This window comes from Zooshikella ganghwensis DSM 15267 (genome assembly GCF_000428585.1).
GTDB classification, from domain to species: Bacteria; Pseudomonadota; Gammaproteobacteria; order Pseudomonadales; family Zooshikellaceae; genus Zooshikella; species Zooshikella ganghwensis.
Genome location: NZ_AUAF01000095.1, coordinates 1 through 19,656 on the forward strand (window position 1 = coordinate 1; position 19,656 = coordinate 19,656).

At 39.3% G+C, this 19,656-nt stretch carries 15 protein-coding genes and 1 tRNA gene; 6 read left to right on the plus strand and 10 right to left on the minus strand.

Translation table 11 applies throughout. The features are described 5' to 3' along the window. Positions 1-158: 158 nt before the first annotated feature. Positions 159-234: transfer RNA gene (locus tag F607_RS0117675), tRNA-Lys, on the plus strand. A gap of 212 nt (positions 235-446) precedes the next feature. Here F607_RS0117675 and queF read toward each other — a convergent pair. Further along, complete coding sequence (gene queF, locus F607_RS0117685) at positions 447-1,283, minus strand: NADPH-dependent 7-cyano-7-deazaguanine reductase QueF (RefSeq protein ID WP_027709167.1); 837 nt, start codon at positions 1,281-1,283, stop codon at positions 447-449. Positions 1,284-1,471: 188 nt separating this feature from the next. Between queF and F607_RS0117690 the strand changes: the two genes are divergently transcribed. The 3 genes from F607_RS0117690 (at position 1,472) to F607_RS0117700 (ending at position 5,715) form a co-directional block, all read left to right on the plus strand. Further along, positions 1,472-3,454 carry a hybrid-cluster NAD(P)-dependent oxidoreductase gene (locus F607_RS0117690; RefSeq protein WP_027709168.1) on the plus strand — a complete coding sequence of 661 codons (1,983 nt, stop codon included), beginning with the start codon at positions 1,472-1,474 and terminating at the stop codon, positions 3,452-3,454. Between the two features lie 935 nt (positions 3,455-4,389). Continuing rightward, positions 4,390-4,665: a hypothetical protein gene (locus F607_RS0117695; protein ID WP_027709169.1), complete on the plus strand. Its 276-nt coding sequence runs from the start codon at positions 4,390-4,392 to the stop codon at positions 4,663-4,665. A 396-nt stretch (positions 4,666-5,061) separates the two neighbouring features. Beyond that, complete coding sequence (locus tag F607_RS0117700) at positions 5,062-5,715, plus strand: metal-dependent hydrolase (protein ID WP_027709170.1); 654 nt, start codon at positions 5,062-5,064, stop codon at positions 5,713-5,715. A 37-nt stretch (positions 5,716-5,752) separates the two neighbouring features. Here F607_RS0117700 and F607_RS0117705 read toward each other — a convergent pair whose 3' ends face one another. The 3 genes from F607_RS0117705 to F607_RS0117715 all read right to left on the minus strand — a co-directional run bounded on the left by F607_RS0117705 (position 5,753) and on the right by F607_RS0117715 (position 6,984). Continuing rightward, entirely contained in the window at positions 5,753-6,115 is a 363-nt protein-coding gene (locus tag F607_RS0117705; RefSeq protein ID WP_027709171.1) for a DUF5329 family protein, read from the minus strand. Between the two features lie 71 nt (positions 6,116-6,186). Next, positions 6,187-6,531: a cupin domain-containing protein gene (locus tag F607_RS0117710; protein ID WP_027709172.1), complete on the minus strand. Its 345-nt coding sequence runs from the start codon at positions 6,529-6,531 to the stop codon at positions 6,187-6,189. A gap of 18 nt (positions 6,532-6,549) precedes the next feature. Beyond that, entirely contained in the window at positions 6,550-6,984 is a 435-nt protein-coding gene (locus F607_RS0117715) for a DUF2214 family protein (protein ID WP_027709173.1), read from the minus strand. Positions 6,985-7,701: 717 nt separating this feature from the next. Between F607_RS0117715 and F607_RS0117725 the strand changes: the two genes are divergently transcribed. Next, a complete protein-coding gene (locus tag F607_RS0117725; RefSeq protein WP_051311594.1) occupies positions 7,702-8,625 on the plus strand; it encodes an AEC family transporter in 924 nt (307 codons plus the stop codon). A gap of 325 nt (positions 8,626-8,950) precedes the next feature. Here F607_RS0117725 and F607_RS0117735 read toward each other — a convergent pair whose 3' ends face one another. The 6 genes from F607_RS0117735 to F607_RS35825 form a co-directional block, all read right to left on the minus strand. Beyond that, the gene (locus F607_RS0117735; RefSeq protein WP_027709176.1) at positions 8,951-9,802 is read right to left on the minus strand and encodes a hypothetical protein; all 852 of its coding nucleotides are present in this window, start codon (positions 9,800-9,802) and stop codon (positions 8,951-8,953) included. Between the two features lie 139 nt (positions 9,803-9,941). Beyond that, positions 9,942-12,395: an esterase-like activity of phytase family protein gene (locus F607_RS30270; RefSeq protein WP_051311595.1), complete on the minus strand. Its 2,454-nt coding sequence runs from the start codon at positions 12,393-12,395 to the stop codon at positions 9,942-9,944. Between the two features lie 612 nt (positions 12,396-13,007). Continuing rightward, a complete protein-coding gene (locus F607_RS0117745) occupies positions 13,008-13,667 on the minus strand; it encodes a type 1 glutamine amidotransferase domain-containing protein (RefSeq protein ID WP_027709177.1) in 660 nt (219 codons plus the stop codon). Between the two features lie 165 nt (positions 13,668-13,832). Continuing rightward, complete coding sequence (locus F607_RS0117750; protein ID WP_027709178.1) at positions 13,833-15,422, minus strand: O-antigen ligase family protein; 1,590 nt, start codon at positions 15,420-15,422, stop codon at positions 13,833-13,835. Next, positions 15,423-17,312, minus strand: a complete 1,890-nt coding sequence (locus F607_RS30275; protein ID WP_051311596.1) for a sulfatase-like hydrolase/transferase — start codon at positions 17,310-17,312, stop codon at positions 15,423-15,425. A 76-nt stretch (positions 17,313-17,388) separates the two neighbouring features. Continuing rightward, positions 17,389-17,808, minus strand: coding sequence for a pilin (locus F607_RS35825; protein ID WP_027709179.1), 420 nt, complete (start codon positions 17,806-17,808; stop codon positions 17,389-17,391). Between the two features lie 1,476 nt (positions 17,809-19,284). On the opposite strand from F607_RS35825, the gene F607_RS0117765 reads away from it, so the two are divergent. Further along, positions 19,285-19,635, plus strand: a complete 351-nt coding sequence (locus F607_RS0117765) for an endonuclease domain-containing protein (RefSeq protein ID WP_027709180.1) — start codon at positions 19,285-19,287, stop codon at positions 19,633-19,635. Positions 19,636-19,656 lie beyond the last annotated feature (21 nt).

The following is a 19,656-nucleotide window of genomic DNA, read 5'->3' on the forward strand; positions in this document are numbered from 1 at the left end:
CTGACATCCCCTGTCCCTTTGAATTTGTTTCGGCAAAACAAAGGTTGGGGTCAGGGGTTGTCATTTCAAACTAATAAAAGTCGAGCATCGCGTTAATATAAGGGTTTTGACTAAAGGGTTGCAATACTGAAATATATCTGTATTATAAGCGGCCCGTTGGGTCGTTAGCTCAGTCGGTAGAGCAGTTGGCTTTTAACCAATTGGTCGCAGGTTCGAATCCTGCACGACCCACCATCTTATTACTCCTGTTTCCCCCCCCCCTTTTTTTGCAATATCTTTAGCCTTATTAGTTTATTTATATGGTTTTTCTTCTTGGATAGCTTTGGCTTGCTTGCAGTAAACAGTTCGAAATAATATATCCAGCCATTGTTTTCAGCCGGCATAATCTAAAACTATCCCCTCCAGCTAAGCTTTATGTGATAGTTCTAGTATGCCGCAGCTATTAGTTACTGACGTACTAATCGCAAACTGGTTGTTGGAGCAGCTTCAAAGTTACTCCTGAATGGGTTGATATCTAAGCCGCCACGGCGGGTGTAACGAGCAAAGACAGATAACTTTTCAGGTGCACAATAACGTTGAATATCAACAAAAATACGTTCGACACATTGTTCATGAAACTCTTGGTGCTGTCGAAAAGAGATGATATAGCTTAATAAGGCTTCTCGATCAATCTGAGGGCCTTGATAATGAATCTGAACACTTCCCCAGTCGGGTTGCCCTGTTACCAAGCAGTTTGATTTCAATAAGTGGCTATGCAGTGTTTCTGATACAACTGTATTTGACGTAGCATTTTCCAGTAAAGCAGGGTTTAGCTCATAGTGATTAACACTTATATCAAGCTCATCCAACAGCGTCCCATCTAACTCTGCCATTTGGAGCGAGGCATCAGATAATGGGTGGATTTGTACAGTGACAGCACCACCAGCACATGCAGATAAATCTCGTTGTAAGGTTGATGTGACCTCTTCTAGAGAATCAAATTGGGTTTGATTAAAACTATTTAAGTACAGCTTAAAGGATTTTGACTCGATTAAATGAGGGGTTGAAGCATCAATCCGCACTTCACCTGTCGCTACACAGGGTTTACCCTTGGTGTTAAGCCAAGATAATTCATAGAGAGTCCAAAGATCTTCACCATGAAAGGGTAAAGCCTCATCTTTCACGCCAATCTCTGTCCGATTAAGTTGTCTAGGAACGGGGTGAAGCAGGTCTGGTTTATAGTGACAAACATACTCAGTTGTTTGCCCAAGTGGAAGCTTTTTTAAGATATCATTATTACTCATTCGTTCTTTATTCCCAGCAACAAATCATACAGGGGTAAGAGGGGGCTTGAAGCAATGATCGCTACTTTAGTCTTATTGTGCAAGTGCCTCTTGGGCAGGTAAACTGCCTCCACTAAAATGCGCAGATTTATGATTTGTAAAGGGTAATAGCTGTAGATGTCAGAATAAGCATACCCAGGAGATGTGCCATGCAGGAAACTCAACCGATACTTTCAGGCATCACGATTTACCCTGTTAAATCGACGGCAGGTATTTCACTGTCTTCTTCTTATGTTGAACCTCAGGGCTTGGCATTTGACCGACGTTTTGTATTAGTTGATCAACAAAATAAGTTCATTACTGCGCGTACTGAACATAAATTATTACAAGTCTGTGCTAGCTTGACTGTGGAAGGATTACAACTTTCTGCTCCAGGTATGGATTCCCTCGCTATTGACTATCGACTGTTTACTGAATGCCAGAAGCAGTCTTTAGAAATCTGGGGGAAGCAAACTGATGGGATGCATGGTAGCCAAGCCTATGATCTATGGTTTTCAGATTATTTAGGTAAACCTTGTACGTTGCTATATCAGGGAAGTGACAGTACGAGAGCTATTAAAAACAATCCAGAGTATAAGGTAAGCTACGCCGATGGCTTTCCACTATTGCTTATCTCAGAAGAGTCATTAGCTGACCTTAATCGTTACACTGCTGAGCCTATAAATATGAACCAGTTTAGACCAAACCTGGTGGTTTCTGGCGTCAGTGATGCATTCGCAGAAGATGGATGGGATCGTATTCTTATTGGTGAGGTCGAGTTTTTAGTTGTTAGGCCATGCACTCGTTGTGTTTTAACCACAGTTAATCCAAAGACGTTGCAAAAAAGTCCAAACAATGAGCCATTGAAAACGTTAATGACCTATCGGCGTGATATAGAAGGGAGAGTTGATTTCGGCCAGAACTTGATAGCGCTAAATGAAGGTGCAATTAACGTTGGTGATGTCGTTGAGATTGTCTCAACAAAAGCAAAACCTGTATACATCGATCTTCGTTCAATGGTGGCATCAACAAATGTTAATGTTAAGAATCAGCTTTCTGAAGCAGAGTCTCTGTCTCCAGAAAAAGACACCATTGAAATTGATAAAGAAAATAAAAATACTAACAGTAAGAAACCACCTTGGCCTGCAACAGAACAAGGTCATTTAAAATGTCTGCATCGAGTACAGGAGACTTGGAATACCGTCACTTTTTGGTTCAAATTGCAGGAGGACTGGGCGCTATCATTTAAAGCAGGTCAGTATATAACACTGCATCAGGAAATAAATGGAGAGTCTATTTCTCGTTGCTATACAGTCTCCTCGGCGCCAAATAATACAAATAGTTTTGCTATTACCGTGGAATGTACTAAAGATGGCGTATTTTCTAACTGGCTCCATGAGTATTGTCAAAGTGGTACGTTAATAAAATCAAGCAAGCCGGAAGGTTTGTTTCATAATGAAGCAACAGAGAATCAAAAAGTCTTACTGTTGGCTGCGGGTAGTGGAATTACTCCAATGCTGTCTATGATTCGTTATTGGAGTCAGCAAAAATCTGATAAAGACATTATCCTGATTTATACAGCTAAAACAGAAATTGATTTAGTAAGTGCTGATGAACTGAAAGTGATTGCCAGGCATTATCCAGCACTGCAATTAATATTCTGCCTCACCCAAAGTGATATGAGCTGGCCAGGATTTAAAGGTAGATTGAATCAGTCAAAAATTCAGCAAATGGTACCTGATATAAATCAGCGTGCCGTTTATATTTGCGGTGGTGAAAGTTATATGGCTGATATGCGTGAAGCATGTTGGGCATTGATGGCAAAAGAAATATACGAAGAGCATTTTCAGCTTGCCATTAAAGATAAGCCTGTTAAAGACCAGCGAAGTATTACAGTGCTTTTTGATAGCTGGGATACATTTATTGAGGATGGCAATAGTCAGGATACATTACTAGAGCAGGGAGAAATGGCTGGCCTGGATTTAGATTATTCCTGTCGTGCAGGTGTATGTGGTATTTGTAAGGTAAAGGTAACCTCAGGCTCATATGACCATGTTGCTGATTACGCATTGACAGAAGATGAAAAGGAAAACGGAATTGCATTGGCATGCTCTTGCATACCTCAGACTGATATTGTAATTGAGTCACTATAGGATACTTCCAAGCCATATTTGCCTTTTAAAAGAATGGGGTTTGTTCTGAGAAGCGACTTGTAACGCTACTAGTTTGACAAATCATTTCTTTAGGGATGAATAATTTATAATTGTTCTATCGTTCCAATTGTGAGGTGTGCGGTATTCTTTTGTTTATCACAGGCCGACATCAAAATCATATCACTGGGAAATACCACGGGTGCTCTTTTAAAAGTGATTGATGTATAGCAAAAAGTGGATTTGCAATTGTTCTGAGTTTAAAGGCAAGTATACCCAAAACGAAGGGTTTTTATACCCCAAGGGCACAAGGGTGCGGCCGTTAAATGCTCCTCGGCAATAGCTCCTGCATTGCTCTACTATATGACATCCATGTCATTATGCATAAACTGCATTCACATCATCCTTAGTGTTCAAGAGCGCTGACAACAAACCCTAAAAATGATTCGTGAAGGGTATATGTCAGTTTACTGCTTAACGGCTAATAGTGGTCGATAAACGAATTGACTTAAAATAGGTATACACAATATGATGTATTTTTTAATTTGATCAATTGAGCTAAGGGTTAAGTACATATATATACTTATTATAGAGTGCAGTGCCTAAAGCTCGTTGCATGTAATGAGCGTTTATTGATTGTCAATGCAGATAAATATTGAAACGCTGTTTTCTTAATTAAAGAAATTGGTAGTAGACCAATATATTGGTATACATGTTTACTAAATAATTGATGTAGTAGCAGATTTATACCCAGGCTCGTTTGCTACAGTGAAGCTTGATATATTTAACATAGTTTATTCGATGTAAGATAGAAGAATTAAATCTGATATATGCAGAATGGTATCGGTATGAGAACTAGCTTGTACACTTTACCTTCATTCTTTTATACAGTTTGGGCTTCCAGGATATTAAACGACAAAAGGGTAAAAGGAGTTAAAATGGCGATTACTACAGCTGATGGTTGGGTGGTAGTCCACGATAAACCCATCAATGGTTTTCCCTGGTTGTATCGTCGGCTAATTGATCCAGACCATTTTCAAATTCGCTATGCCACACCTCATGGTGACTGGGTAGAGAAGATAGGGTCTTTGGACTTGTTAGGTGAACTACCAGAGCCTGATGACCATATTGACTGTGTAGTGGCTGGTCACTGTCTTATGGATGATGATGATACTAGTTCAATTGCGCTGCTCAAGATTGGCGTAAGACACTAGTTTACTTACACTCTTCGTGTTATTTCCAATAACACTGAACTTAAATGCCCTTGTCCACATAGGGCATTTATGGCTTCAAGAGTAAATACCCTTCACGAATGATTTCTAGGTTTTGTTATCTTCACTCCTCACCCCAATCACCTATTAATATAGGCTCATGGGGCTTCATCACTCGATGGCTGCACCTAAAAACCATTTGTATTGGGTATATTTACCACCACACTGCTCACTGCTTATTTAACAATAAAGCCTGTCCAGATTATCCTTTAACAACTTCGCTTCTAAACAGTTCCTTCTTTTTATCAAGTAATCCAAAGTCCGATTAGCTATATATACGACAAATGGTTAATATTAGTGATTTAGTATTTGAGTTAAGCTAAGTAATTTTGGGTTTTTATGGCGAACTTTAACACACACATTAATGTTGCTGCAGCAGCAGGTGGCGTTGTATCTATTGTGGGATTGGGAGAAGGCTGGCTATCAATCTCCCAAGCGCTGACAACATGGCTGCTTATTTGTATTGGTGGTGTTTTGCCTGATATTGATTCTGATCATGCTAAGCCAGTTAAAGCGTTATTTACCGCGCTTGCTGTTGGGTCAGTCGTGTTAGTCGTTACACACCTAAAACCAGTGCCAGCCACACCTTTTTTGCTGTTAATAGGTTTTTCCGTATTTTTAAGTGTACGCATTCTTGGTTATAAAGTATTTGCAAAGTTTAGCGTGCACCGGGGTATTTACCATTCACTGTTGGCAGGTGCATTTTTTATGTCGATTACAATTGCGCTCTGTCACTATGCACTGCAAGCTAACCCAGTATTAGCCTGGGGTAGTGGTATTGCAATTGCGTTTGGTTTTTTGATTCATCTCACACTTGATGAAATATACAGTGTTGATATTGCGGGTGCACGAATTAAAAAATCTTTTGGTACGGCATTAAAACCTATCGATTTTAAGAACCCACTAAACTCGGTGTTAATGGGTGGAATTGTAGCGGCGTTATTTTTTATTTCACCCTCCCCATCCCCCTTTGTAGATTGGTTGGTTAAGTAACTTACTACAGATATGCCTACCTGCTATCTACTATGAACTAATGTGTAGACTGGCGGTAGGCATTTAGCTCTTTCAATAACCAAGATGAGCTGTTTTGTACAGCTTCCCCTTTGCAATGAATACGATAGTGCTTGCCAGATAATTCACTTTTGGTAGCGCTATAACGAATAAAATCTTCAGTGCTTTTCACTTTGTCTTGAAAGTAGTCATATTTCTTTTGAATATGCTCTACCGCTTCACTGCCTGCATGCATCTCACCATTTCGTTCATACTTGCATGTGGTGTTTTGGACAAACTCTAATAGATGGGTAATTTCATTCTTGGTTGTAGGGCTTATGTCGGCTATTCCCTTGGTACTTACAAGCAGTACAGCCAGCGCAATAGTGATTGAGTACTTCATTTAAAACACCTGCTTATCCGTTTAACCATTGATCATAATGGGTGAATGCAGATCTGGCAACTTGAGCTTTATCACTCCAGGGGAATACGATCATCATGGCTTGGAGGAGATGAAATCACCAGCAAGTGTAAATCTACAGTTCCCTGATTACTGAGCTTGTGGTTGACCCCTGGGGTTATATTGAAACCTTGGTTAGTGTTCAATATGTACGTTTGGTTTTCGACTTCAAGTGTGGCTTGACCTGCTAAAACGTAAAAGAATTGCTCTGATTGTTGGTGATGGTGTTTAACTTCGGAACAACCCGGAGGTACACACTCTTGAATAACACTTAAGTTTGCTGATTTAGTCAGGTGCCAACCATCACACATTTCACCCCAGGTATAATGTTCTGCATTTTTGGTCGATATGATACCCATCAAAAAATCCCTTCCTGTTTAAAAACTGCCGTAGCCTCTTGCAACCAAAAGTGCAAGTAAAGGCATTAACAAAAATAAAGTTAACTCTACTCGAATAATGATAGGAATAGACTTTGATACGGATATATTTTTTAAAGCACTTTTGCGGCTTTTTATAAAAAATATGGTAGGGTAAATAGAAAGAAGAACAATTAAAATAAAGAGTGAAATTTTGGTGTGAAAAATCCAGTTCTTAAGATAATAGTCTGCAGGTTTTCCTACCACGAACCATAAAAGTAACCCTGCAGTTAAGGTCACTAATGCGCTAATACCATAAATAGCATCTACAATTGCGATTTTTCTAATTTGCTGTGATGTGAGTTCTTTTGCAATAAGTAAGTGTTCTGCTACAAGTGTCGCACCTAAACCAATAATGCCAATATAATGAAAATAACGAATAATTATTTCTGTCATTGACTATGTCCGTTTTAGTAATTGACGTTATATGCTTTTATACTTATGTAGTTTTATAAGGCTCGTCAACAAGCATATTATTAACTGTTATATAAAACAACATTGATATGCTCTGTTAAGAATAGGACAGTCAGATTAGATGGCTTATGTTAAGAGTGGCTTACCTTTTCGAGTTCTCTTAGCTGACATTAATATTGCGCTCACATCGTCAACATTGGTAAATATACCCTTCACGAATCATTTTTATGTGCGCTATCCATAGCGCTCACCCTAACGGGCCAGCGAAGCTGTTCTAATGTGTTCCCGACACATTAGTAGGGTTTGTTGTCAGCGCTCTTGACTACCAAGGATGGTGGGAATGCAGTTTATGCAGGAGCATTTAACTGCCACCCCAGTCACTTATTAATATAACCGCCCAGCAGCGCTGTTATATCAATTAAAGTGGCTACCTCAAGTTTCACAGCAGTAAACTTGCCCAGGGGCTTCATCGCTTGACGGCCGCACCCTTGTGTCCTTGGGGTATAAAAACCCTTCGTTTTGGGTATAGATAATTATTTTGTCAGACAATGGGTTTTGTACCCTAAAAATGATTCGTGAAGGGCGTAGTCAAAGGCGTGCTTGGATCGAGGTAAAGCTTCATATATTACGTATTATTCATCTAACGGATATCCGGTACAATAAGCCTTTGTTATTTCCTAACCCGTTGGACCCCTTGCTATGGATACTGACATACTGCTGAGTAAAGTTACCTTTTTGTTTATCCTTGTTATGCTTGGCTATGTGGCCGGAAAGCGCCTTCCTCTTAATACCCGTACGTTTTCTTCTCTTCTTATTTATGTTGTAGCGCCTATTGTTATTTTTACAGGCATGATGGAAGCACCCATTAAGCTCAGCTATGCCATGCTACCAATAATGTTTTTTTGTATTTCTTGTAGCTTAGCTTTTATAGCTTTTCTCTGGGGAGGGCGTTTATGGCAAGATAATACACGTAATTTATTTGCTTTTTCTTCTGGTACGGGGAATACCGGATATTTTGGATTGCCAATTGCAATGGCATTATTTGATGCAGAAGGCGTTGCGGTTGTGCTATTTTCATTAATGGGTTTTATGGTATTTGAGAGCACGGTTGGTTTTTATATTACTGCACGCGGTAATTTTACTATTCAGGATAGTCTGCGCAAAATATCTCGATTACCTTTAATTTACGCATTTTCAACGGGCTTGCTTTTAAATTTAGCGGGCTTCCATTTACCTACTAATTTAGCAGAAAGCCTGGAAGCCTTTAAAGGAGCTTATACTGTATTGGGTATGATGATCGTGGGACTAGGGTTAGCGCAGGTATCGCGTAGTCATATTGATATGAAATTTATTGCAGTCACATCTATCGTTAAATATATCTTTTGGCCTGCAGCCGTCATCATTGCAATTATTATTGATCACTTTGTTTTCCACAGTTTTAATCGCACGATTTTGTACGGCATTTTACTAATGTCGATGGTGCCATTAGCCGCGAATAATATTGCAGTAGCTGTTGAGTTGGATGCTCAACCACAAAAAGCTGCAGTTGCAGTACTTGCCAGTACAGGCATGGGCATAATTATTATTCCATTTTATATGTCGTTAGTGCTTGCGTATTTTTAACACATTAATTTTCCATCCCCACCCTAACCCTCTCCTTACTCAGAGGCTGTCGCAAAAGGTTATGAGCGAAGCAAAGACAAGGCAAAAATCGGCGAAAAGGCGGAGTTTATACTTAATAAATGAGTACTTTGAGCCTATTTTTAACGCAGTATTTGCAAGCGCAGTAGTTTTGCGACAGCCTCTTGATGGGGAGGGGATAATATACATAGCAATAGGTTGCGTGTTCATTCCGCTTTTTATTGAAAGGAATGGAATAAGCTGTATGGTTTTTTTAATTCCTCCCCCTTGTTGAAGGGGGAGGTTGGGAGGGGGTTAAGTAGTGTGGTTAGGTAAGCGTTTTAGCAGGAAAAGCTTCAAACCGCATAATAAATCCAGACACTTTTACAAGCACCCATAAAAATAATAGTGGTAATAAGACAGTTTGTAGCAAAAAGCTGGCAATTAATAACATCATGTCTTCAATCGCTTGATTTGCTTTAGCATGTAATGCCTCAAATTGCTTTGAGGGATTGAGCTGTTGACTCACCTGATTCCAACGATCACGCAGTGAGTCCATAAATGATTTATCTTCTTGAGACGCTTCCATGTGCTGTTGTTGAAAGTCTTCAATTGCCTGCGTTGTCATCTGTAAGTGTTCAGTTGCTTGCTGTTGTTGTTCTGCAAGAAAGTGTACCTGCAGTAAATGATTAGCCAGTACAACAATTGTTAAGGCAAAGCGAACCACAATCAGCAGTGAAAACAGCTTAGTAAACCAGAGTTGCGTGCGTGGAATAGCGCGTGGTATCCATATTGCGAAGATCAGCAAAGCTGCCATTGTCGAGAGCATAATGTTAAACCACTGGGCACTGATCATTTGTATCAACAGCTTCTGAATACCGAGTGAAGTAGTACTGGCCAGCATCACCCAGGAAAACCGTTCTACCATATCATTCACTGGGTCGAGTATTTCCCCAGCTTTAAAGGTAAGACCTATACCTACAGGTTCTATTGATAACTCAGTGCCTTGTACAACAGAGATGGCACCGTTCAGCAATCGTGCAGCGGCAAACGTAACAGCAGCGCTTTTTAAGTGCTCAGTGACAATTGCATCGGTGGATTGGTCAATAGGTTTGATCCAGGCAATGCTTGTTAACAAGATAATAATAAAACTGATCAAGCACTTCAGACGTAGTGGCATAGTGGCTCCTTTTCAACCTATCTGGTTAAAAAAGACACTAGCACTTTTGCAGACATTAGCCCAGAGTCCATAATGGGCATTAGGACGTAAGAAGTATTACGCCCTAACTGTGGTGAGAAAAACAAATTGTTCGCCAATTTTATTGTGATAAATCTAACTTTTCAGGCAGGCGTAACACAATAAACTCAGTGTCATCTGGCTGCATAGACGCTAAATGACGCCCTATGCTGAATGGGTAGTTATTGTCGTTCATTACCGCAATATGCTGCTCGTCCAACACTTCAATGTTTTCAATGGTTATGTAACTAAAGGCAAACTTACCGTTGCTGACACCAAAATCGCCAGCTTGTCTATCGGCTAATTGATGAGGGTCTTTAATTGTCATTAAATTGACCAACGGCTTTTTTGAAACCTGACCATCGTCTTGTAGGGTAATGAGGTAGATCATTTTGAAGGCTTCAGCGGTACCTTCTTCATTATCACGTTCAATGACCAACCCATGTTTAGCATTGATCATGGTAAAGTCACCTATTGCTTTGCTCTTATCTGCCATAGGATAACGAAAGTTTTTCCCAGTAAACACCTTGCGCTTGAGGTCAAATACATGAATGAGCAACTCACGCTTTTTGCTATCAATAACAGGTGCTTCGAGCATTGCAAATAAGGTATTGCCATCAGCGCTCAATGCCATACCTTCAAAGCCACTGCTACGATTGATGCTGATGCCATCAACCAAGGCGGTGTTGCGGTAGGGCCAGTATAGTCCTGCTAACCAAGGCGTGTTCTTTCCCAGTTCATCCTGCAAGTTGGTACCATCATCAGCATAGGGACCTTTATTGGGGAAATCACCAATCAGGTAAACGGTGCGAATAGCGGGATAGTTTTTCTGAATATATAACAGTGAGCGAAAATCAAAGCTTTGAATATCCGCTCGCTTAGTTAATCCATTGCGTTTGATCGTATTCGCCAAAATCATTGCCATTTTTTCAGGTGTTACAGTTCGGCTTTTATATACGACACCATGTTTATCACGATCACTGCGAGGGTTTAATTTCGTTTCTATATTAAACCGAACCTGCTCAGCCACTTTACTACGTTTAACAGCAAGTGGATGATTTTTACCTGCACCTGTTGTATAGAACTGTTGGTAAAAACGCACGAAGCCAAAAACCTGCTGTATGCTGGGTGGTGTATAGCTATGCTTTAAACCCACTTGTTTGGTAAACGCCAAAGTGACGGGTGATAGGTTGGGGTCATTAACTTGAGAATTACCACGAAACACTTTATCGCAAATAAAGCGATTTTGGATTTCTTTTAGGGTTAGGTTTTTAATCAGCTTTTGTTGGTGCTCTGTATAAGGCTGGTTATTACCTAAACGACATTTTTCTGCCTCTAAGTAAGGGTCATGACTGAGCACAGCTACACCATCTTTAGTAATGCCAATGTCTGTTTCCAGCGTTGTCATCAGGTTATCCAGCGCGACTTCCATGGCCGGTAACGTGTTTTCGGGGCGCAAGTTACGACCACCACGATGACCTTGGGCATCAAAGCGTTGGCTATCAATCAGTCCTTCAGGGGTTAGATAATCTGGCTTACCATCTTTATTGCCATCAAACTGCTTAACTGCCGTTAGCAATAAATCTGGACGATCAGAAATAATACCATCCACCCCAAGCGCCATAAGTTCTAGCATTCTTGGAAGATCATTCACTGTCCAGGTAACAACAGGGTAACCCGCTTGCTGAATCGACTGAATATCAAATACATCACTTGCCGCAAGCTTTAAACCATTGGGGGTGTCTTTATCACGGGCATAATGGCTTACCCTTGGATTATTATCCTGCAACATCACATGGTAAGGCGAAAACACCGGCTGATAATTTGCACCCTGTTGTGCTGTATGTTGAGCAACAGCATTCATAATACGAACGCTGGAGCCTTCTTCTAAATAAGGGTTTTGTGGTGAATTTAAATAATGGCCTGTCCGGCTAAAATTGGGTAGTCGGTAAGGTTCTTCTAATACTTTGCCATTGGCATCCACATGCAGTAAAAAAGGACCAAATTCATCGCCTAGCCAAAACGTGCCATCTGCAGTACGACGTACAGATTCAATATCAAAATCAGCACCGGTTAAAATACGCCGTTGCGTAAAGTGGTTAACAATAGCAAAGGGAATTTTTTGATCAGGGTCGTGTAGCTCAATAAAGCCATTTACCTCAACTTTACCTGCATCAGGCTTACCATTTGTTTTTAGCTGAGGCTGAATAGTATATAAACGCAGATTAAAATCGGCAGAGTTTTCCACCTTACCAAAGCCATTGTCTGACATGGCTAAAAAGGTGCCATCGGGATTTTTTAAAAGTGCTGAAAAACCTTGGATCGGCTGCCCTTTTGTAAAAGGCGTATGTTTGCCGTTTATAGGTGATGCCCCTAAACGCTTACCAGCCACTGGCCCTTCAGCAAAGCTGTCAGCAGGTAGTTTTGCATAGCCCACTAACGTTGCTGGGGCAGGCTCGGTATAGTGTTGACAACCAGAAAGAATTACTGCGAGTGATGTGCCTAAAGCACAGCGGGAGAGAAAGTGATATTTCATAGTACGCCTACTACCTTTCTTTTTTATAAGCGAAACGATAGCGTTAACTAGTCATGAGTGACTTATAAACTGCACATTTTTCGCTCAACTTACTGTCCATGTGTTGCTTTTTAGTGACGGTAACATGACAAATTTAAAATATAAAGCCTAACCCCCACTTGAACTTTACATCTTATTGAGAAGGGGGTGAGCCGTAACTTTTAGTTTCTCTACTCTATTTGCGGGGAGATATTTTCGCATTAAGTCCCTCCCCCTTGTTGAAGGGGGAGGCTAGGAGGGGGTTAAATGAGCGTAAATATAAGTACTGAATTTGCGGTATGCAGTACAAACCCCACCCTAACCCTCCCCTTACCAAGGGGAGGGAATATGCGGTTCATAAAGTATATTTTTTGCATTCAGCTCCTCCCCCTTGTTTGAAGGGGGAGGCTAGGAGGGGGTTAAATGAGCGTAAATATAAGTACTGAATTTACGGTATGGAGTACAAACCCCACCTTAACCCCCCCTTACCAAGGGGAGGGAATATGCGGTATATAAAGTATATTTTTTGCATTAAGTCCCTCCCCCCTTGTTTGAAGGGGGAGGTTAGGAGAGGATTAAAAAACAAACGGAAAATTAATCCTTTAAAGCACGAATAAACGCTTTTGCTGTGCTTTCACTGGACTGAGGGTTTTGCCCTGTAATTAATAAGCCATCAATTTCAATATGATCGGACCAATTATCAGACCCACGATAATCAGCGCCAAGTTCACGCAACCGGGTTTCCAATAAAAACGGCATATGGTTGGTCATACCTACTTCATGCTCTTCTTCATTGGTAAATGAGGTCAAAATACGTCCTTTGACAAACTGGGGGCCATAACCAGGTATATCATTGATTAAAGCACAAACACCATGGCATACCGCAGCAACGGGTTGATGCTTTTCAATATAAAAACCAATGGCATAGGCTACGGCCGGGTTGTTAGGTAAATCAAACATAGTGCCGTGTCCCCCAGGAATAAATAAACCACAATAATTAGCAGGGGCTACGTCAGTGAGGGGAATGGTATTTTCTAACACCATCATCGCTTCTGCATGTTCCCCCTCTTTGGGCAGGCTTTGTTGGTCTACGGGTGCTTTTCCCCCTTGAATACTGGCAACAGTAATATCAAAGCCGGCTTGCTTTATTTGTTCGTAAGGTACGGCAAATTCCTCAAACCATAAACCTGTGGTCTTGTCATCCGTGAGTTGACTGTGGCTGGTCACCAGCATCAACACTGCTTGATCACTCATTGAACACTCCTTGTTATACGTTATAAGACTGTATGACAAGTATAGTGTAGTTAAGGGACAGGTGTGTGAAGATAAAGGAGGGGAGAAGCTCTAGTAAATTTAGAATAAGCCCCTATGAATACTCTTTTTGTAAAAGTTTCATAGGGGGCTAAATGTGTATTACACTCAGTTTTTAATAGACTTTTGGAAGTCAACTAATTGTTGCTGCTGATGTTGGGGGGCGTTTTCAATGGCTTGAGTAATCAGCATTGCTGCTTTGTCTTTTTCACCAATATCATCTTGTACACGGGCCTCCAAATAATAATAATACCAACTATCATTACTACTATGGGTCTGAAGCCATTGAGTCCACTCAAAAGCTTCTGAAGGATAATACTTATACCAAGCTTCAATCCAACGGTGAATGATTAACGTTGTTGAAGGAAATGATCGCACCATAGTTGCAGCAAAAGAGTTGGGTGCTGGGATAACGGGTCTAATCAGCCAGTAGGTGTTTGTGAGATGTAAGCAAAAGAGCAATATAACAACTCCGCTACATACGCTCTTGTATGTGGTAGTTAATATTGGTTTTTCGTTGTTTAACGATATTGGCAATAGATAAGCAATACACAGCGCAAAAACTAAAATAGAGTAGGAATGATAAAATACGCCTGCATTTAAAGAGTGTAAGCAGAGTGATACTGCGGCAAAAAAAGCAATAATTTGAGTATGACTTTCAATAGTTTTTTTGTAGATTTTTAAGAGTGTATTAATCAGTATATAGCCGATCAGTGAAAGAAAGCTGACTGTGCCTATAGTTCCCCAGTCATGGAGAGCCTGTACAATAGCGTTATGGGGTTGCATAAACACAAAGTTTTTACATGTGACTTGATAAGTATTGACACCATAACCAAACAGAAGTGTTTTAAAACTAGATAAACTTTGGAGGGTTTCAATCCACATACCAATTCGGACGGCAATTGACATTCTGCTTAAATGTTCAATTTCGCCTGCACTAGTGTTTGTAGACGCAACTATCGCTACAAAAAAGCCAAACGCTAAGGATATTAGTGTAGTAGTTACTAGTTTTTTTCTGTAGGTAGGTAAAAGAAACAAAGCTAAAATGGTAGTGATTAAGTAAGAGTAAAATGCACCTCTGCCTGCTGTCCAGACTAAAAAGCTAACAGAAATAACTGTAGCAATAAACCAAAGTTTTTTATGAAAATCATTATTACTTAAAAGGTAGCTAAATTGTGAAATAATTGCAGCCACAGTACAAAAGTAGCCTAATTGCCGAATATTTGTAAAAGGCGTTGCATAATTTACCCAGTTGAAAGACTGTGGGTCGTCTATTGAAAACCATCGATATACATAGAAAGTTGCAGTACAAACAAGCGCAAAGGGAATAGCAGTTATCAGCGTATACCATTGTTGTTTCTTAATATGTTGTGCTAGCACAAAAGTAAATACTGCATGAGTAAACCACTCGAGTTGAGTGATTAGTGAAAAATAAAACCTGACGGATAACGCTGTTGATACTATGGTTGAAATAGTCCAAATGCTAAAAGATATTATGATCCATTTGGGTAAATTTGTAGAGTGGTTGCTTTTAGATTGAAAATAAATAATGGTGGCTAGTTCAATAAGGCAGATAATAGCTCGAACACTATCAACATTCGCTGGGCCAATTAATAACTGCCAGTATTGGGCAAAACCAACACTAATAAAAAGCGCCCAAAAAGGCGCTTGATTGAGTAAACTTACTTTAGACTTCATTTAACTACCTGAAAATTTTTGACAAAGTTGGTATTTGTCAAAACCTGCATCATTTTTGTAATGTGTGCACAGTGCACTGAGCATTTCGCGCCAAGGCGCCATCTTTTCTTCTTTATAATGAGTTAGTGGCCACCAGGTTTTGGCCTTCCGGTTAACGATAATCATGTTATCGGTCATATCAGGGAACATGGCCAGTAACCAGTCTTTATGGATAACGCCACGTTGTTTGGCTGCAATGGTTTCGTTAATAAGCTCTGGCTTAATGGTTACTAAGCCTTCTTTTGTTGTGGTGTAGTAGTGTATGCCTTGCATCATGACTTTTATCGCATCAAGGCGACTGCTATTCATACTTTCAACACTTAAACTGCTCTCTATAAATAAGAAGCGCTCGCTATCTTCTTCAATTCCACCTTCTTGCCAATTTAACGCTTTACCTTCAGGCTTATAGCCTGGGGTAATATTTAAGTAGTCGTAGATAGTAGGTGCAATATCAATCAGTGAAACAGGTGTTGTTTTGACTATACTTTGGTTTGACTTTCCAAACTTTTGGATACCTAACACGACTTGATATTGTTCTAGGCTTAAAATGTTAGTACCGTGTCCCATGGCATTAGTTTTAAATGATACTCCATCAATACCTTTTTTAAGTTTATCTTGATCTAACATAAATCCTTCGCCATGGTCTGATAACACAATAACTAAAGCATTATCAAGTACACCAGTATTTTTTAATTGTTCAATGAAATACTGAAATTGCTTGTCAACAGCTTGTAACATAGCCATGTAAAAAAAATGATTTGGTTTCTTTTCATCAAACTTACGACCCTCAGGTATCTCTAGTTGAGAGTAGCGAAAAGGCCAATGCGGAAGAGTAAAGTGTGTAGATATAAATAACGGCTTGCCTGTGTTCGCCTTTACAGTACGCACCACTGAGTCGACAAAATTTTCAGGAATATACGTTGAGTATTTAGCTCTATTATTACAAGAATAAGGGAATATATACTCTCCAGCTGAAGTCAAGCAAGTAAGATTGACTATTGGAATATCTGATATGCTAGCAAGAACAAAGTCGGCCGCACCAATTTTGGGGCCTACCACATAGTCAAAACCATAGGTCTCATCTATGTTATTGAAACGGCGCTCATCAATTGCGTAAATTGTAGTATAGCCTTTTTCCTTTAAAGTATTTTGAAGGTTGTGCTGACGGTCAACCATTCCTTTAGGCATTAAGTTGAAACGGGCATGTGTGTTGGTGCCATAAAGCCCTGTAAGAATTGATACCCAGGCAGGGTATGTTCTTGCTAATGGAGTTGTAACGTCTGTATAGAAAGTACTGTTAGTTAGAAATTTATCTATATTTGGAGTGATACTAGGTTGCGTATCATTTATTCCAAGAAAATCTGGACGTAAAGCATCTATACCTATAATAACGATATTTTTTTGTTTTTTCTGCAAGCTTGAATTTGATGAGAATAGTAAAACAGAAATAGCTAATAATGGCAAAGCAAAAGCAATTTTGTTTACTTTTAATTTATATTTGTTTTTGTAATTTTTTTCAATTAATAGTGAGCTAATGATAAATACTATAGTTATGATTGTAGATAGTGTAAAAATATTGTTATAAGGAAAGATATTTTGGTTTATTAAGACAAGAGTTAAACTAATAAAAGCAGATATTGTTAGTGGATACTTGCTGCTAACAAGAAAAGATGTAATAAATATTACTGCTTGTATAAGTAATAAGGTTAATATAAATCTTGATGCAGGAGCTATAAGTGGAAGGAATGAGATGTCTCCTGACTCAACCTTTTGTGGTAAATTGAGATAATTTATCCAAATAAATGATAGTAAGTACAGAGTGTAGATAAGAAGTTTTTTACAAATACTCATTTTGATATATCTGTATACGTAGGGCTGATACCCCTACGTATGTTTTTAGAGGTAAAGTTTTATGTTATGACTGGATTTAGTCACAAATTTTAGGTCTGATATCAGTGCTTAATGTAGTAGAAGCAGTTACACAATCCCATTCTAGATTACCATTAAGATCTCGAGCCTGTAGAACAAGTCTTCCACCAGTTTGAACTCTAGGACCAAAACCAATAGAAATTTGACTATTAGTAATAGTTATACTTGATACACCTGCTTCAGTGTTTGCTCCTGCTATTCTACTACCTAGTGCTGCATTGTTAGCTGGCCAGCTTCCTTGGAATGCATAATGCTCAACCATTTTTGTTTTTACACTTTCCACAGAAGCTATAGCATTAGCAACACGTGTTCTTTTTGTATAGTTTTGATACGCAGGCATAGCAACAGCAGCCAAAATACCGATAATCGCTACAACGATCATCAATTCGATGAGCGTAAAACCTTGTTGTTTTTTCATTCGAGTCTCTCTCCGTTCTTTTTACTAACAAACAATCCAGTTATGTTCTATGAGTAGAAGATATGAGCTGTGTATTTAGTGAGAGGTTTTGCTGACCTTAACCATCAGCATATTTGTATAAAAAACACAAGGAGAGCCACATTTAGCAGGCTACAAATATGCATTTATCTATAGTGACTAAGGTTTAACTCCTAATACACCTAACTTATACCTAAATGACTTCATAGTATGCTTAGAGAGTAACCAAGATAGATACATAAAAGTACAGCGATTAAACTTTAAAATATACCTTTATATAAAGGTACATTTAAGTTATAAATCAACATAAACTGCTATGTATTTAAAGATAAGGAAAGCGCTTCTCCAATATTTTAATATGAGAAGTTTCAGCTATTGCATTGCATGCCAATATATTAGTTATCTTTTACTGTCTTGATTACTTCCTAACCAAAAAACAAAACACGTTGCATTTAATATTTTAAAATGTAGAATCCGTCACATACTTTTTTCTTGTCATGCAAAAGTCATTACTATAGCAAAACAATTGTTGTGTAACGGCCGTACTTATTAAATGCTATGTGCCACGGCATTATGCTACAAAGGTTTTATGATTGCCAACCTGTTAGCATTTTAGTATTGATGTGCGTATATAAAAAAGTGATAACTGTCTAGCTTTCAACGATGAGTAGCTGTTTCTACGCATAGTTACGTACAAGGTTTGTTGTATAAATGATATGCAATAATGCTTGTGGTGTGTTGTGTATATTTTATACGAAGTATAAACGCATAAAACTAAAGTACGAATATTATCGTATAAATAATATACAAGATTTTCGTTGTCATCACTCCTTACTGCTTTTCCTCTTCTGATTTTAGCTTTTTCTCCTTATGTTTATACCTCAATAAACGTACTGCTTATGATGTTTATGGTTAGATCTTAACCCCACCCCAACCCTTACTAAGGTGAGGGAGCAGACCGTGCAAGCAGTAAACATCTTTTGTTTCAGGTAAGCACCATTAGTTCCTCCCCCTTTGTTGAAGGGGGAGGTTAGGAGGGGGTTAGTTAAACCTGCAGGCAAATAAGATACTGGCAGTATAAAACCACAAACCCCTCCCCAGCCCTCCCCTTGCTAAGGGGAGGGAGTAGAGCGTGTAAGCAGCAGACAACTTTTGTTTCAGGTAAGCACCATCAGTTCCTCCTCTTTTTGAAGGGGGAGGCTAGGAGGGGGTTAGTTAAACCTGCAGGCAAATAAGATACTGGCAGTATAAATCCACAAACCCCACCCCAGCCCTCCCCTTGCCAAGGGAGGGAGTAGACCGTGCAAGCAGCAGACAACTTTTGTTTCAATTAAGCACAATCAGTTCCTACCCTTTATTGAAGGGGGAGGTTAGGAGGGGGTTAATGAAGGTGGCCAGTTAAACTCTATCTATAATCAAGATAACCACACATAAGCATCAAACCAAAACTGAATCACAGTGAAAAACGACAAGAACAGTCTAACCAGAAGAAGAGCATTGCGGTCTAATCTGACTGAGCCAGAAAGAATGTTATGGAGTGCTCTGCGTAAGAAACAATTAGGAGTTAAATTTAGACGCCAGCATACTATTGGTCATTATATAGTTGATTTTTATTGTGCTGAGTTACGCTTAGTCATTGAGATTGATGGTGAAAGCCACTTTACCTCAGAAGGCATGGTTTATGATGAAATACGTGATAAGTTTCTTGAATCTTGTGGCTTAAAAGTACTTCATTTTACTAACCAGCAGGTGATGTGTGAGTTGGAAGGTGTATTAAGTCGAATTTTCATTGAAATAAATAAACCTTAAACTGCAATCATCCAATTTTAC

Excerpts from the sequence above, each read along its gene's own strand:
- queF (WP_027709167.1), bottom strand. The coding sequence starts at position 1,283 with ATGAGTAATAATGATATCTTAAAAAAGCTTCCACTTGGGCAAACAACT.
- F607_RS0117690 (WP_027709168.1), top strand. The coding sequence starts at position 1,472 with ATGCAGGAAACTCAACCGATACTTTCAGGCATCACGATTTACCCTGTT.
- F607_RS0117695 (WP_027709169.1), top strand. The coding sequence starts at position 4,390 with ATGGCGATTACTACAGCTGATGGTTGGGTGGTAGTCCACGATAAACCC.
- F607_RS0117700 (WP_027709170.1), top strand. The coding sequence starts at position 5,062 with ATGGCGAACTTTAACACACACATTAATGTTGCTGCAGCAGCAGGTGGC.
- F607_RS0117705 (WP_027709171.1), bottom strand. The coding sequence starts at position 6,115 with ATGAAGTACTCAATCACTATTGCGCTGGCTGTACTGCTTGTAAGTACC.
- F607_RS0117710 (WP_027709172.1), bottom strand. The coding sequence starts at position 6,531 with ATGGGTATCATATCGACCAAAAATGCAGAACATTATACCTGGGGTGAA.
- F607_RS0117715 (WP_027709173.1), bottom strand. The coding sequence starts at position 6,984 with ATGACAGAAATAATTATTCGTTATTTTCATTATATTGGCATTATTGGT.
- F607_RS0117725 (WP_051311594.1), top strand. The coding sequence starts at position 7,702 with ATGGATACTGACATACTGCTGAGTAAAGTTACCTTTTTGTTTATCCTT.
- F607_RS0117735 (WP_027709176.1), bottom strand. The coding sequence starts at position 9,802 with ATGCCACTACGTCTGAAGTGCTTGATCAGTTTTATTATTATCTTGTTA.
- F607_RS30270 (WP_051311595.1), bottom strand. The coding sequence starts at position 12,395 with ATGAAATATCACTTTCTCTCCCGCTGTGCTTTAGGCACATCACTCGCA.
- F607_RS0117745 (WP_027709177.1), bottom strand. The coding sequence starts at position 13,667 with ATGAGTGATCAAGCAGTGTTGATGCTGGTGACCAGCCACAGTCAACTC.
- F607_RS0117750 (WP_027709178.1), bottom strand. The coding sequence starts at position 15,422 with ATGAAGTCTAAAGTAAGTTTACTCAATCAAGCGCCTTTTTGGGCGCTT.
- F607_RS30275 (WP_051311596.1), bottom strand. The coding sequence starts at position 17,312 with ATGAGTATTTGTAAAAAACTTCTTATCTACACTCTGTACTTACTATCA.
- F607_RS35825 (WP_027709179.1), bottom strand. The coding sequence starts at position 17,808 with ATGAAAAAACAACAAGGTTTTACGCTCATCGAATTGATGATCGTTGTA.